Below are 15,469 nucleotides of genomic sequence, written 5' to 3' on the forward strand. Positions count from 1 at the left end.
ACTTATCTACTTTTTAGCTTTGGAGTGTGTTTTGCTAAATAAGTGTATTGTATCGTCTATCGTTTTTTTATCTGGGTGCTTAATGCCATTACAATCCTCGCTTGCTAAACCCGTGCTTTCTCTTGAACAAAAACTTGGGCAAAAGCTAATACTCGACTTTCGTTACTTCTGCCAGCAAGGAGTAAGTAATAAATGCCGAACTCCAATGACCGAGTTACCTAATGAGCTCGCTACCGCTATTGCAAAATACGATATTGGTGGGGTAATTTTATTTTCTGAAAACACTCAATCGATAGAGCAAACAATTACGCTTAATAGCCAATTGCAAACAGCTGCAAGTAAATCCAGTAGTAAGCTGCCGCTATTTATATCAATAGATCAAGAAGGCGGACGTGTAGCGCGTTTACCACGCGATGTTGCCACCTCATTTACCGGTAATATGTCGATTGGCGCAACCTACAAAAAACACGGTACAAGCTTTGCGACAAAAACAGCAACAGTTATAGCTAAAGAGCTAAATTCGCTGGGTATAAATGTAAACTACGCGCCCACGGTTGATGTAAACATGAACCCCGATAACCCTGTTATTAACGTTCGTTCGTTTGGTGAAAACCCAGCATTAGTGAGTAAATTGGGCGCCGCACAGGTTGCAGGATTTGAAAGCAATGGCGTGATTACCTCGTTAAAGCACTTTCCGGGTCACGGCGATACAAACGTAGATAGCCATACAGGCTTGCCTAAAGTAAACCATGCAAAAGAAGTTATTTACGAGCAAGACCTAGCACCGTTTAAACACATTATCGCCAAGCAAAACCCAGGTATGATAATGACGGCGCATATTCAATACCCAGCGCTTGATAGCACAACGTTTATAAGTGTTAATGGCAAAACTATGGTAAAACCAGCAACAATGTCGCGCGCAATCATTACTGATATTTTACGTGGCGAGCTTAATTACCAAGGAGTTGTAGTAACTGATGCGCTTGATATGGCTGGTATTAGTAACTTCTTCACACCAACTCAAGCGGTAATAAATACATTTGCCGCTGGAGCTGACATTGCCCTAATGCCTATTGAAATTAGAACACCAGATGATTTAAATAAACTCGATGATCTTATTAAAGATCTTGTTGCAGCGGTTAAATCAAACCAACTTGATGAGCAAGAAATAGCACAATCGGCACAGCGTATAATTACACTTAAAAATAAATTTAGATTAAGCACTAATTTTGACCCTATTACCGTGCTCATAAATGCAAAGCAAACAATTGGCAGTGCAACACATCGTGAAATAGAAGCGCAGCTTGCTGTAGAGGCAATAACGCAGGTTAAAAATAATAACAGTACTTTGCCACTTAATTTAAAAGCAGGAAGTAATGTTCATATTATTATGCCCGACACGCGTAAATGTATGGCAATGCAGCAAGCGATTGAAGCTATCAGCCAGCAAAAATTCACTTATAGCTGTAGTAGCTTACAAGGGTTCGACCCTGCACTCGCAAAAGCACAAATACACGCTGCTGATGTAGTTATAGCCGGCAATGCAACACCTAATCAAAGTGCGGTAGAAATTGGCGGTATGGATGATTTAAAAGACGACCCTAATTTTGCACTTAATAATGCAGAGCAACCAAAAGCACTTGAGTCATTATTAAATATGGCAAAAGAGAAAAACAAAAGCACTGTTTTTATAAGCCTAAGAGCCCCTTACGACATTGCTAAATTTGGCAATTATGCAAATGCTGTACTTGCATCCTACGCATATAATATTGATGTAGATAAAAACGATATTGTATCTGGTCCTGCTTTTACCGCACTTGCAAAAGTGTTACTAGGCGAAGCAACTGCTAACGGCGTATTACCTGTCACAATAAAACCGCAAAAGGCGCACTAATATGAAGCTCAATTGTGATTTAGGTGAAAGCTTTGGCGCATGGAAAATGGGACTAGACGATGACGTTATGCCACATATTGATATGGCTAATATTGCGTGTGGGTTCCATGCAGGTGATGCCGACGTAATGGCAAACACTCTTATACTTGCCAAGCAAAATAACGTACTAATTGGTGCTCACCCAAGCTACCCAGATAAGCAAGGCTTTGGTAGGCGCTCAATAGTACTTAGTGAAAAAGAGCTTACAAATTGCCTGCATTATCAAATAGCCGCTATTGAGGGCATGGCAAAAGTGCAAGGTTTAACACTTAGCTATGTAAAACCCCACGGCGCACTTTATAACGACATGATGGCTGATGATAAAATATTACAAACCGTTATAAATGCAATTGCCAGCTACCCAACAGATTTAAAACTAATGGTTTTAGCGACTAAAAATGCCAATAAGCACATTCAAATAGCTAAAAGTTTAGGAGTTGAGTTAATACTAGAGGCCTTTGCAGATAGGCAGTACACCGACGATGGGCATTTAGTGTCGCGAACACTTGAGGGCAGCGTTCACAACAAAGCCGCATTACTAGAGCAAGTAACTCAGCTTTTATCCGATGGTAGTGTAACAACACGAACAGGAAAAAAACTAACGCTCAACGCCCATAGCTTATGTGTACATGGCGACAACGCTGATGGCATATCACTTATAAAAGATATAAAAGCCCTGTGTAACTCAGCCAATTAGGCTTTCCACACAACCTTAAATTATAAGCTGTAAAGCCCCTTTACAGCTTTAACTCATAGAGTTAAATAAGAGCTTCATCGCATCCTACTGTTAATTTAATAATCCCTAACATATAACTACTTAGAAAATTAAAAAAGTAACAACAGGGATAAAAATGAAAAAGTTTTTAACACTTAGCCTCGTTTTAGGCTGTAGCAATTTAGCCTACGCTGAAAAAAATACACTACAACTGCAAGATGTATTTAATTTAGAATATGCCAATCAAATAGATATAACCGAAGACGGTAAAACGGTTTATTTTGTGCGTAATCGCATGGATATAAAAACAGATCGTAAAGTGGGGAATATTTGGTCTGTTGATTACAAAACCAAACAAATGCAGCCATTAACCTCTTGCGTGCACATGGATTACTCGCCAGTACTCTCTCCTGATGGCCAACGCCTTGCGTTTATATCAACCCGCGATGGCAGCAGCCAAATATATATTAAATGGCTTAAAACAGGTGCTATGGCAAAAATAAGTAACTTAACAAGTAGTCCTCGTGCGATTACATGGAGCCCTGATTCCAACCAATTAATATTTAGCATGTTTGTTCCAAGCGCTAATTCAGCACCAGTGAGCTTACCAGGTAAACCAAAAGGTGCAACGTGGGCAGAGCCTGCTAAATTTATTGATGATGTTTACTACCGTTCAGATGGTGGCGGTTACACACAAAAGGGCTTTAGCCAATTATTTTCCATAGATGCTAACGGTGGTAATGCCAAACAACTCACTCATGATGAGTTTGATAACGCGGCCGATGTAAGTTTTAGCAACGATGGTAAGTCGCTTTATTTTTCTGCAAACAGGCACACAAACAACCAACTAAAACCCACAAACAGTGAAATTTATAAACTCGATTTAGCTTCGCAAAATATAACAGAAATTACCGATAGAAATGGTCCTGACGAGCAGCCTAAAATCTCTCCCGATGGTCGTTACTTAGCGTACACAGGTTACGATGATAAACGCACTAACTACGAAAACGCTCAGCTTTATATTCGTGATTTAAAATCTGGAGAGACAGTTAGCTTAACGCCGAATTTTGACCGCAGCGTAGGTCAAATAAAGTGGAGTGCAAACTCCAAAGGCATATACTTTAGCTATGCAGATAAAGGCCAAACTGCCCTTGCGTATCAACCACGCAGTGGCAAGCGTAAAATAATAACAACCCAAATTGGCAGCGTTGCATTTGGTCGCCCTTATTCTGGTGGCGACTTTGATGTAAGCGAAGATGGCGAAATAGCCTTTACCCTTGCAGATACTCAGCGCCCTGCTGATATAGCAACAATTAAACGCGGTAAAGCGCAGCGTTTAACTACCCTTAATGCAGATGCATTGGGCGACAAAGCTTTGGCTAAAGTGGAAGAAATTTGGGTTAAATCAAGCCACGATGAGCTTCCTATTCAGGGGTGGATTGCCTACCCGCCAGAATTTGATAGCAGCAAAAAATACCCGCTAATACTAGAAATTCACGGCGGCCCTGTCGCTAATTATGGCCCGCACTTTAGCGCTGAAATTCAACTTTTTGCAGCCAAAGGTAATGTCGTTTTATACATGAACCCACGTGGTAGTGATTCCTATGGTAAAGAGTTTGCACGAACTATTCATCATAATTACCCTAGTAACGATTTTGACGACTTAATGACGGGCGTTGATGCGCTAATAGCGAAAGGCTTTATTGACGAGTCTAAATTGTTTGTGACCGGTGGTTCTGGCGGCGGCGTGCTAACAGCTTGGATTGTGGGTCATACCGATCGTTTTGCTGCGGCTGTAGTTGCCAAACCGGTTATTAATTGGATCAGCTTTGTACTAACTGCCGATTTTTACCCGTTTTTTGCTGATTACTGGTTTCCAGGGAAACCATGGGATCACATTGAGCATTACATGAAACGCTCGCCTATTAGCTATGTTGGAAACGTTAAAACTCCTACTATGTTGCTCACTGGGGAATCTGACTACCGTACACCAATTTCAGAAACTGAACAGTTTTATCAGGCATTAAAGTTACAAGGTGTTGATACTGCAATGGTGCGAATTCCTGATGCATCGCATGGTATTACAGCTCGCCCATCAAACTTAATGACCAAAGTTGCTTATATTCAATGGTGGTTTGATAAACACACTAAATAAACTCTGGGTAATAAATTTATAGCTCAAATAAAAGCCACTTTAAATAAGTGGCTTTTGTATTTATCGCCGTAGTATTCAAACTGTAAACCCCCTTTACACTTCTGTGACAGTTAAATATCGGACTTAGCTAAAACTTCAGTTAGTAAAATTTCGGTTTATAGCATTTTTTGTAACTTGAGTTGGTAAAAAATCGGTTTGAGTCACTGTTTATAGCCTCTCAGTTAGTAAAATTTTGTTTTATCGCACGGAGAAGTTAGTAAAAAATCGGTTTATAAATTCGCTAAGTTTGTCTATTAAATCAAAAATCAGTCACTTACCAGCCTTTTAAAGTTGTTATAAACGCTTTTTACAGCAAAATCACCCCAAATATGCCGTTTTATGAAAGGTTAGTTAAACTCTGATCTGTAAATTCACTCAGGTAGTTAAATAGTGATCCAACATGATTTGGCAAGGGCGTGTTGAACTTTGGTGGGTTAATTTGCAGCAGTATGTTTGGTTTTTAGGCAAGGCGGAGCTTATGTAATGTGGTTATTCCCCATGAATAGGCGATAACGTAGCATAAATACCAAACATGCACTGCCCTTTGGGTTCTTTCTAGGGACGATAAACTCTTTGTTGCTCGGTTTTTTACTTAGCCCACTAGGTTACAAACCTCTCGCCGCGATTTAATCGCCCCTAGTTTGAACAAATTTCAATCCACAAAGATCAACACGCCCTAGTTAAAGTCTGATCTGTAATTGTGCTTAAATGTTCTAACTTTATTTAAAACAATAAAAAAGGGCCTATTGGCCCTTGAGTAACACTATCTAGTTAGGAATTAAAACTGGTTCATGGTGTTATCTTCACCACCGGCTTTTAGCGCGTTATCACCAGAGAAGTATTCTTTGTGTGTATCGCCCATGTTAGACCCTGCTAGGTCTTGGTGCTTAACAGAAGCTTGCTCGCGGCGAATTTCTTGGCGTTGTACATCACGCACGTAAGCCAGCATACCCATATCGCCAAAGTAACCTTCTGATAAAATATCAGTGCTTAGCGCAGCTGTATGGTACGTAGGCAGAGTAATTAAGTGATGGAAAATACCTGCTTCACGTGCGCCATCGCGCTGGAAGTTTTGCACTAGTAAATCGGCTGCTTGTGCAAGCTCTGTTGCATCCATTTCTGGTGCCATAAGGCCTTTATTATCGCCAAGGCTTGGGTAAGCACTAAGGTCACGGCCAGCTTCTTCCCACTCTTGATACACTTGCTCACGAAACTTAAGCGTCCAGTTAAACGAAGGCGAGTTGTTGTATACCAGTTTTGCATTTGGCACGTGTTCTTTTACACGATTCACCAGTTCTGCAATTTGTTTAACATGTGGTTTTTCTGTTTCAATCCACAGTAAATCAGCGCCCGACTGCAAGCTAGTAATACAATCTAATACTACGCGGTCTTTTTCAGTGCCTTCGCGGAACTGGTATAAACCGTTATCTAGGCGAGTTGGTTTACATAACTGGCCATTAATTTTCATTGCCGTATCGCCTTCATTTAAATCATCAACACCGTTAATTGGCGTAGTTTCTAAAAATGCATTGTATTGGCTTGCTAAGTCACCAGGTGCTTGCGACACAGGTACTTTTTGAGTAAGGCTGGCGCCTAATGAATCTGTACGTGCCACAATAATGCCGTTATCAATACCTAGCTCTAAAAAGGCGTAACGTACTGCGTTAATTTTTGCTAAAAAGTCTTCGTGTGGAACGGTCACTTTACCCGCTTGGTGACCACATTGTTTGGCGTCAGATACTTGGTTTTCTATTTGAATGGCACATGCACCGGCTTCAATCATTTTTTTAGCCAGTAAGTAAGTTGCTTCTTCGTTACCAAAACCGGCATCAATATCAGCAATAATTGGCACAACATGGGTTTCAAAGTTGTCTATTTTATCAATAACAGCTTGAACATCGCCGCCGTTCGCTTTTGCTTCATCTAGGTCGTTAAACAAGTGATCTAGTTCACGTGCATCAGCTTGCTTTAAAAACGTGTAAATTTCTTCAATTAGCGCAGGTACCGATGTTTTTTCATGCATGCTTTGATCTGGCAGCGGACCAAATGCAGAGCGAAGCGCTGCAACCATCCAGCCACTTAAGTATACATAGCTGCGTTTAGTTGTTTTTTGATGGCGCTTAATAGCCATCATCATTTGCTGGGCTGTAAAGCCATGCCAACAGCCTAAAGATTGGGTGTACTGGCTTGTGTCGGCGTCATATGCAGCCATATCTTCACGCATTACGTCTGCTGTGTATTGCGCAATTTCAATCCCTGTACGAAAACGGTTTTGTAAACGCATACGGCTTGCGTATTCAGGGTTAATAGCTTTCCATGCGCTGCCTTGTGTTTGGCAAAGAGTAGAGAGTGTGTCTGTTTCGCGTTGATATGTTGTCATAATAAAATCCTTCGAACGAGTGTGTAAATTATTTTAATGTTGTGAGAGTGGCTAGGAGTGTGTTCCGTAGCGCTTAATTCAACATTAGGCTCCTTTTCTAGATTTAGTAAATTTATAGTTGTTATTGTGGCTATACATTTTGTGAATAGCTAAAAAGCACTCAACATTGCCTTTTTGAGTTATTGTTGCCTTACGCACAAGCACACAACAACATCGCGACCGTTTAAAGGAAGGCAACTATGTCCCACACTCTCACACATTCAGGCCTCAGCGTAGATACACAACTCGCTGATTTCGTTAAAAATCAATTGCTACCAGGCACTCACTTAAGTGAGTCACAATTTTGGCAAAGTTTTGCACATATCGTTCAAACACTTACCCCTATTAATAAGGCACTGCTTGAAAAGCGAGAGCTGCTTCAACAGCAAATAGACGACTACCATCTTGCTAATAAAACCTGGGATAGCGCTAAATACCAAGCCTTTTTGCAAGAGATTGGTTACTTAGTAAAAGAGCCTGCCAACTTCGAAATTGAAACCCAAAATGTAGAGCCCGAAGTGGCCCTTACAGCAGGCCCTCAGTTAGTTGTGCCTGTAAGTAATGCACGCTTTGCACTTAATGCCGCTAACGCTCGCTGGGGCTCGTTATACGACGCTTTATATGGTACTGATGTGTTAAGCGAAGATGACGGGGCTGAAAAAGGCAATACCTACAACCCTGTTCGTGGTTTTAAGGTAATGGCCTACGCTCGCCAGTTTTTAGATAAAGCATTGCCGCTGACCAATGGCTCGCATATAGAAAGCACGAATTACTCAGTAGTAGATGGCGCACTTTTAATTACCTTGCGTGACAGCTCTCAAACCACATTAGCTAACCCATCTCAGCTTATTGGCTATCAAGGAGAAGCACAAAACCCAACTGTAGTGTTATTAAAAAACAATGACTTACATATAGAGCTACATATCGATCACCACCACATTATTGGCCAAGCAGATAAAGCAGGCTTAAAAGATGTAGTGTTAGAGGCCGCGCTTACCACCATTATGGATTGTGAAGATTCAGTAGCTGCGGTAGATGCAGAAGACAAAGTACAAGTTTATAAAAATTGGCTTGGGTTGATGCAAGGTAACTTAGTTGAATCGTTTAAAAAAGGCGATAAAACTGTTGAGCGTACCCTGCAAAGTGATAAAACATACACCGCACTTGACGGCGGCACCGTTACTTTAAAAGGCCGCAGCATGATGTTTGTAAGAAACGTTGGCCATTTAATGGCGAACCCTGCTATTACCGATGTGTTTAATCAACCGGTATTTGAAGGCATTATGGATGCGATGTTTACAGCCACTGCTGCCCTGCACGACCTAAATAAAAAAACAGGTATCAAAAACTCAAGCGCGCAAAGTATTAATATAGTAAAACCAAAAATGCATGGCCCTGAAGAGGTAGCGTTTACTAACACTTTATTTAGTTTAGTAGAAGAAGCGCTAAGCTTACCTAAAAACACGCTTAAAATGGGTATTATGGATGAAGAACGCCGCACTTCTGTAAACCTAAAAGCGTGTATTTATGCAGCTAAAGAGCGTGTTGTATTTATTAATACTGGATTTTTAGATAGAACAGGCGATGAAATTCATACCTCTATGCAAGCGGGCGTTGTACTTCCAAAAGCACAGATTAAGCAGCAACCATGGATACAAGCTTATGAGGATCGCAACGTCGATATTGGCCTTGCTTGTGGCTTAAGTCATAAAGCACAAATAGGTAAAGGCATGTGGCCAATGCCAGATAAAATGGCATTAATGATGGAGCAAAAACAAGCGCACCCTAAATCAGGCGCTAATACAGCATGGGTGCCCTCCCCTACAGCCGCTACCCTGCATGCAATGCATTATCACGATATAAACGTATTTACCGAGCAGCAAAGTATAGCTAAACGCACTATTGCGAGTCTTAATGACCTGCTTACACCGCCGCTAATGGCAGACCCTAAAACGCTTTCAAAAGAAGATATTCAAAGTGAGCTAGAAAATAACGCACAAGGTATTTTAGGTTACGTTGTACGTTGGATTGATCAAGGCGTAGGCTGCTCAAAAGTACCTGACATTAACCATATAGGTTTAATGGAAGACAGAGCCACACTGCGTATTTCAAGCCAGCATATGGCTAATTGGTTGCTAAATGGCGTGTGCTCACAAGCGCAAATAAAATCAACAATGGCTAAAATGGCCAAAGTGGTTGATGGACAAAACGAGCATGACACTGCGTATACACCTATGGCAACAAGCGAAGAAACCCTTAATAACAGCATTGCCTATCAAGCCGCTACGGCATTAGTTTTAGAGGGCGTAACGCAACCTAGTGGGTACACTGAACCACTACTACATAGCTACCGTATAAAATATAAAGCACAAAAATCGAATACGCTTTAACTGCTTAATCAAAGTTAAAATTAAGTACTAAACCAGCTTTAAAGCTGGTTTTTTATCGCCTAAAATTAGAATAACAGCACTTTTAAGGCATTTTAAAAATATATATTCAAATAAGCATAATACACATGAATATCTAACATTTATTTAAACGTAAAAAAGCGTGTTTTGCATACACAAAACACGCTTTTTAAAGCTTTTAACCGTTTGCGTTTAATTTTTTACAATGGCATTGTGATAAATATTTTGTACATCGTCACAATCTTCAAGCATATTTATAAACTTATCAAAGTTAGCAATAACTTCTTCGTCTTCAATTTCAATATTAACTTGAGGAATAAACGTAATTTCGTCTACTTCAAAGTTAATGCCTTCAAATGCGTCTTCAAGGGCAGTTTTAGCTTTAAAGTATTCTGTTGGCGGTGCAAATACTGATATTTTACCATCCTCGGCTTCAACATCGCTTACATCAACATCAGCCATCATTAATGCTTCTAATACGACTTCATCGTCATCGCCTGCAAAGCCAAGTACCGCATAATGATCAAACATATGCGCTACACAGCCAGGAGTACCAATTTTTGAGTCTGTTTTAGTAAATGGTAAACGTACATCTTTGATAGTACGGTTCGGATTGTCAGTTAAACAGTCAACAATAACCATGCAGTTACCAGGGCCATAGCCTTCATAACGGGCAACAGAGTAATCTTCTCCTGCGCCACCGGCTGCTTTTTCAATTGCTTTTTCGATAACGTGTGCGGGTACTTGGTCTTTTTTAGCTTTTTCGATTAGACGGCGAAGTGTTTGGTTTACTTCGGGATCGGGAACACCACTTTTTGCTGCAACGTAAATCTCTTTGCCGTACTTTGAGTTTACTTTTGTTTTTGCATTGGCTGTTTTGATCATAGAACTTTGACGAACTACAAATGCTCTGCCCATTTTGTGCCCCTAATGAATACGTTACGTTTTGCGGTATTTTACCAATTCAAAACGTATTGGGCTAGCTCCGCAATGGGCAAAACTTGATTAATAAAAACTTTTATAACTACATACTCATTTCAGAATAAATCAAATGGCATGCTATTTAACATAACTCTATTTTTTCAGAATAACTCTCAACTAATGTCACTAATTCAACAAAGTCATGTAAAACGTAATCTGCCTGATCGGCATAAGCAGGCGTTGACTCTGGAGCGTATAAACACGCGCGCATATTTGCATTGTGCGCAGCTTGAATGTCGTAAAGGTAATCGCCTACATAAAGTAAATTTCTGGCGTTAATGTTCCAAAGTGTAGCAATGGCATTTAAAGCGCTGGGATCTGGCTTTGCTGGGGCATCGCTTCGCGTTAAAACTGTGCTGATAGGGAGTGGATTATTTTGTAATTTCATTGCCGCTGCTTTATCAAAATTGCGAGTAACAATCGCCATCGGAATATTTTTAGACTTTAAAGCATGAATAGCTTCACTCACACCAGGTAATATACTGGCATGTTGTGCATCTATTAATTCGTGTTGGTGAACTATATTCATTGCCTCTTCACGCATATACGGTGAGGGCAACTGAGCAATGTAATCAAGTAAGTCTTGCTCGCAAGGGCAACCTATTTGGGCCTTTATTAATGCAAAATCTAATTCTGATGAAACCAATGTTCCATCTAAATCAAAAATCACTCCAAAAATAGCCTCAACCTGAGTAGTCATATCATTCCCTGAATTTAGTTATTACTAAATAAAATTTAAACATAAAATTCTCTACTGCTTATGCCCAAGCCAGTTATAGCTAAAGGGATAAATGAAACTAACTATATTTAAATTATTTATTTGCACTGCTATCAATCTATTGATAATACAGTAAATATAATTGGTAGTTGTAGCATGCGCAAAAAATGGTAAATATACAAATTGAACTACCAATTTTTACGTAAATTTACATATACCAGATCAAAAATGAACGCAGTTTAAACGTATGAAGAAAACGCGCACATTAACTGCAGTGCGCGTTGGTTGGGGAAGTTTTAACTGTTAATTTTGCTCAAAGCGGGCTTCGAGCCAAGTATCATCTTGTGCAAAGTTTAAAGTTTTAATCTTACCTTTGCCCTCAACGTTTACCATATTTACCTGAGATGGCCATAAATCACGAAGCGCGCCATTGCTCATTTTAATTCCTTCAATGTTTTCAGGAATTGGTGCTTCTTGGTAAACCCAAAAAAACTTACCATCAACTTGTGCTCCCACAAAGTTAAGTGGTAAAGGTTCACCACTTAATGTTTGTAGAGCAACATGCGATTCAACATATTTAGCAAAACGTTGCTGATCGGCTTTATTACTAATAATATCGATTTTGCCTTCAAATAATGTTCCTACGGCGTGTTCGGTATCATGTAAATAAAAGCGATGCATTAACTCAACATTATGCGTTCGTTTATTAAAAAGCACGGTTGTAACTGACGATTTTAGTTGATGCGCCATACTCGGCGCAGCAACTAAAAGGCAAACAATAATAAGCAAAAAGCGCATTATTGCGGCTCCTCACCGTTATCTTTTTCGTCTTTCTTCTCATCAGTTTTAAGCTCAGTTTTAATATCTTGCATGATATCGCGACTTACTTTAGCTTTACTCTTTTCCTTTTTAAACACTTCAATACGTGAAGGAATAATACGACGAGGGTAGTTATTATTTTCAATATCTACATCCGCAGTTTCCCAATTAGGATCTACAGTAACTGATACAAGCGGTTTGTTTTTATCGGTAACAATTAGCTTTTGAACATTTTTATAATTACGACGCCAAATTTCAGCAGGAATATAGCGCTCTTCGGTTGTGCCATCTTCATATGTTAGCTCAAGTAATATAGGCATTACCAAACCACCTAGGTTTGAAAATTCCATAACGTAGTAGTTTTTATCTTCTTCTAAAGCACGTTCAAGCGTTTTACGCTCCCACGGCTCTAAGCCTTTTAAAAACTTGTTGTACGAGTTACGTTCTTTATTGGTTACAGTAAAGCGGTCATTTTCGTCATAAAAATCGGTAACATCAGGGTTTTGCTCAACCCATGTTTTTTTACCTTGTGCGCGGTTACGCTCAACAAATAATGACGTAGGCTTGTCTGCTTCAATATCACGTAAACGGCTGTAATCAATATCAGGGTTTTTAGTGTCTAAACGTAGTTGATACACTTTATCTAAAGAGATATCAACATGGTCTGTGGTGTAAAACCAGCCACGCCAAAACCAATCTAAATCAACACCAGAGGCTTCTTCCATTGTGCGGAAAAAATCAGCTGGGGTAGGGCGCTTGTATTTCCAGCGCTGAGCATACTCTTTAAATGCAAAGTCGAATAAGTCACGGCCTAAAATTACTTCACGTAAAATATTAAGGGCTGCGGCAGGTTTAGTATAAGCATTAGGGCCTAAACGTAATACACTGTCTGACTGAGTCATAACAGGTACTTGGTTTTCAGACTTCATGTAGCTCACTATATCGCGAGGCTCAACACCCCAAGGAATAGTAGGATCCCATTCACGACCAGCAACACCATCTAAAAAGCTGTTTAAGCCTTCATCCATCCACGTCCATTGGCGCTCATCTGAGTTCACAATCATCGGAAAGTAAATATGTCCAACTTCATGAATAACTACGCCAAGTAAAAAGCGCTTTTCAGCTTGAGAATAAGTACGTGTACCATCATCTTGTAACTTAGTACGTGGGCCGTTAAAGGTGATCATTGGGTATTCCATACCACCAACGGGGCCATTAACCGACTGTGCAGTTGGGTACGGGTAATCAAAAGAATACTTAGAGTACACTTCCATTGTGTGCACTACCGCTTCAGTTGAGTACTTTTTCCATAAGTCACCACCTTCTTTAGGGAAGAACGACATTGCCATAACTAAAGGCTGAACGTCACCACCTTGTTGATAACCTTTTGCATCCCACATAAACTTACGAGACGACGCCCAAGCAAAGTCACGAACATTCTGCGCTTTAAAGTGCCACGTTTTAGTTTTGTCGGTGCCTTCTTTTTCGTTTTCTAGCGCTTCTTCTGCGTTAACAATAAACACAGGACGCTTAGATGTTTCAGCTTGCTTTAAACGTTTGCGCTGAGTACTTGTAAGTACTTTACTCGCGTTATCAAGCTTACCTGTTGCCGATACAATGTGATCCGCAGGAACAGTAATCTCAACATCGTAATCACCAAACTCAAGCGTAAACTCACCAGAGCCTAAAAATGGTTTGTTTGTCCATGCTTCGTAATCGGTATAAGCCGCTAAGCGAGGGAACCACTGAGCAATTAAGAATATGTCGTTGCCATCTTCTTCAAAGTGCTCGTAACCAGAACGTGCACCTACAGCATCTTCTTCAACAATGTTGAAGGCAAAGTTCATGCTAAATTCTACTTCTTTACCTGGTTTTAATGGCTCGTTTAAATCAATACGCATTAAAGTATCAACTACAGTTACGCGTAGCTCTTTACCATCGTCATCCTTTACGCCACTGATTGTATAACCCAGTTCGTTGTCGCTCATAAATTGCTGACGGCGTAAGTCACCTAAACTTAATTTAGCAGGCTTTTGAGCTGGTAGGCTTTCTAAAGTGCTTTTAAACGTTTTAGTTGTTTCGGCAATTGAATCGCTTTTAAAAATATTTTGATCTAACTGTAACCATAAATATTTAAGTGTATGCGGAGAGTTATTTTTATATTCAATGCTTTGGCTACCGGTAATACGGTGCTTTTTTTCATCTAGCTTTACATCAATATCGTAGTTTACACGTTGCTGCCAGTATTTTTCACCTGGTTCGCCAGCGGCACTACGATAAACGTTGGGTGTAGGAAGCGCTTCGTCTAATTGACGAAATTTATCAACAAAAGAACCTTTTGTTTGCTCAACCGAAGACGCCATAACCGCACTAGATATTGCCAAAGGCAATACAAAAGCACTTAGCGTAAGACCTATTTTTTTCATTGTTAGTCCTAATATAATTTTGTGAGCATACTTTGACAAATATACCAGTTAGCTTCAATAAATTAGCGACCAAGTACCGTATTTTTAGGGTGATGTTCACTTAGTTTATTAGATTGAAAAGTACAATTATTTTGTAACAAAATACGAATAAATAAAAACTGTAAAGGGGCTTTACAAAAGTGGGTTTTAATAATGGTTTTGAGCTGTTAAATACAAGTTTTAGAGCTTGAAAAAAGCACATTAATTTTACCTACTTTGCTAAAAAAGTATTGCTTTAACATTATCAGGTAAACCAATAATCCTATGTATAAGTGTCTCAAATTTCCAACAAGTAAAATGAGCTAAAAGCCCACTCTACTGAACAAAAATACAGTGAAAACAGCTGAATTATTGGCTCAAATATTGCCGAACTTCCTTAATGTTCGCTATTTTTACGATAAATGATAAATAGTGCAATTTTAGGTTGATCTTTAGTGCAGTTTATATTTAAAATCGCCAACCTTTTTATTTGAGGCAAATAAATTCGTCACATTTATCCTCAAATTAATATCGATTACTAGCAAGAAATGCGGTGGGCTTATGGATTTTTACATCCTAAAAAAACAACAAGAACTAATTGCGATTCCAGCAAGTGAGAATAACTGTAAGCAGTATCTCGATTCGGGTTATTTTTATATCGATAAAGTAGCAGCGTGCAACGAAACTAATGCATTAAAGGCGCTACACGCAAAACAAACTAAAACGTTAAAAATTCCATTATTAATGGCACTTTTAGCATTACCGGTTGTTTTTTCAGCTTGGTACAGTTTAACCTAAGGTAATACACGGCTTAGGCTTGCATCTTTAACTGCCTTGG

The 15,469-nt window shown here is 39.6% G+C and carries 10 protein-coding genes; 5 read left to right on the forward strand and 5 right to left on the reverse strand.

The genetic code is table 11. From position 1 onward, the window contains the following. Positions 1–82: 82 nt before the first annotated feature. From H5117_RS05675 to H5117_RS05685, 3 genes are all read left to right on the forward strand, one after another. Positions 83–1,894, forward strand: a complete 1,812-nt coding sequence (locus tag H5117_RS05675; RefSeq protein WP_182736559.1) for a glycoside hydrolase family 3 protein — start codon at positions 83–85, stop codon at positions 1,892–1,894. Position 1,895: 1 nt separating this feature from the next. Next, on the forward strand, positions 1,896–2,630 hold the full coding sequence (locus tag H5117_RS05680; RefSeq protein ID WP_182694840.1) for a 5-oxoprolinase subunit PxpA: 735 nt from the start codon (positions 1,896–1,898) through the stop codon (positions 2,628–2,630). A 154-nt stretch (positions 2,631–2,784) separates the two neighbouring features. Then, a complete protein-coding gene (locus H5117_RS05685) occupies positions 2,785–4,803 on the forward strand; it encodes a S9 family peptidase (RefSeq protein ID WP_182736561.1) in 2,019 nt (672 codons plus the stop codon). An 817-nt stretch (positions 4,804–5,620) separates the two neighbouring features. Here H5117_RS05685 and H5117_RS05690 read toward each other — a convergent pair. Continuing rightward, positions 5,621–7,222 (reverse strand): isocitrate lyase, encoded by a 1,602-nt coding sequence (locus H5117_RS05690; RefSeq protein WP_182736563.1) that lies wholly within the window; start codon positions 7,220–7,222, stop codon positions 5,621–5,623. Positions 7,223–7,461: 239 nt separating this feature from the next. Here H5117_RS05690 and H5117_RS05695 point away from each other — a divergent pair, with 239 nt between their 5' ends. Next, complete coding sequence (locus H5117_RS05695; protein ID WP_182736565.1) at positions 7,462–9,651, forward strand: malate synthase G; 2,190 nt, start codon at positions 7,462–7,464, stop codon at positions 9,649–9,651. A 210-nt stretch (positions 9,652–9,861) separates the two neighbouring features. Here H5117_RS05695 and H5117_RS05700 read toward each other — a convergent pair whose 3' ends face one another. From H5117_RS05700 to H5117_RS05715, 4 genes are all read right to left on the reverse strand, one after another. After that, complete coding sequence (locus H5117_RS05700; protein ID WP_165723787.1) at positions 9,862–10,587, reverse strand: YebC/PmpR family DNA-binding transcriptional regulator; 726 nt, start codon at positions 10,585–10,587, stop codon at positions 9,862–9,864. Positions 10,588–10,732: 145 nt separating this feature from the next. Beyond that, positions 10,733–11,350 carry an HAD family hydrolase gene (locus tag H5117_RS05705; RefSeq protein ID WP_182694230.1) on the reverse strand — a complete coding sequence of 206 codons (618 nt, stop codon included), beginning with the start codon at positions 11,348–11,350 and terminating at the stop codon, positions 10,733–10,735. A 321-nt stretch (positions 11,351–11,671) separates the two neighbouring features. Then, positions 11,672–12,166 carry a DUF6702 family protein gene (locus H5117_RS05710; protein ID WP_165723789.1) on the reverse strand — a complete coding sequence of 165 codons (495 nt, stop codon included), beginning with the start codon at positions 12,164–12,166 and terminating at the stop codon, positions 11,672–11,674. Beyond that, on the reverse strand, positions 12,166–14,613 hold the full coding sequence (locus H5117_RS05715; protein WP_182736567.1) for a M1 family metallopeptidase: 2,448 nt from the start codon (positions 14,611–14,613) through the stop codon (positions 12,166–12,168). Before H5117_RS05715 ends, H5117_RS05710 begins: the two co-directional genes overlap by 1 nt. A 579-nt stretch (positions 14,614–15,192) precedes the next feature. On the opposite strand from H5117_RS05715, the gene H5117_RS05720 reads away from it, so the two are divergent. Beyond that, positions 15,193–15,429 (forward strand): hypothetical protein, encoded by a 237-nt coding sequence (locus tag H5117_RS05720; protein WP_002959190.1) that lies wholly within the window; start codon positions 15,193–15,195, stop codon positions 15,427–15,429. Positions 15,430–15,469 lie beyond the last annotated feature (40 nt).

This window comes from Pseudoalteromonas sp. SG45-1, assembly GCF_014164135.1.
Lineage (GTDB): Bacteria > Pseudomonadota > Gammaproteobacteria > Enterobacterales > Alteromonadaceae > Pseudoalteromonas > Pseudoalteromonas distincta.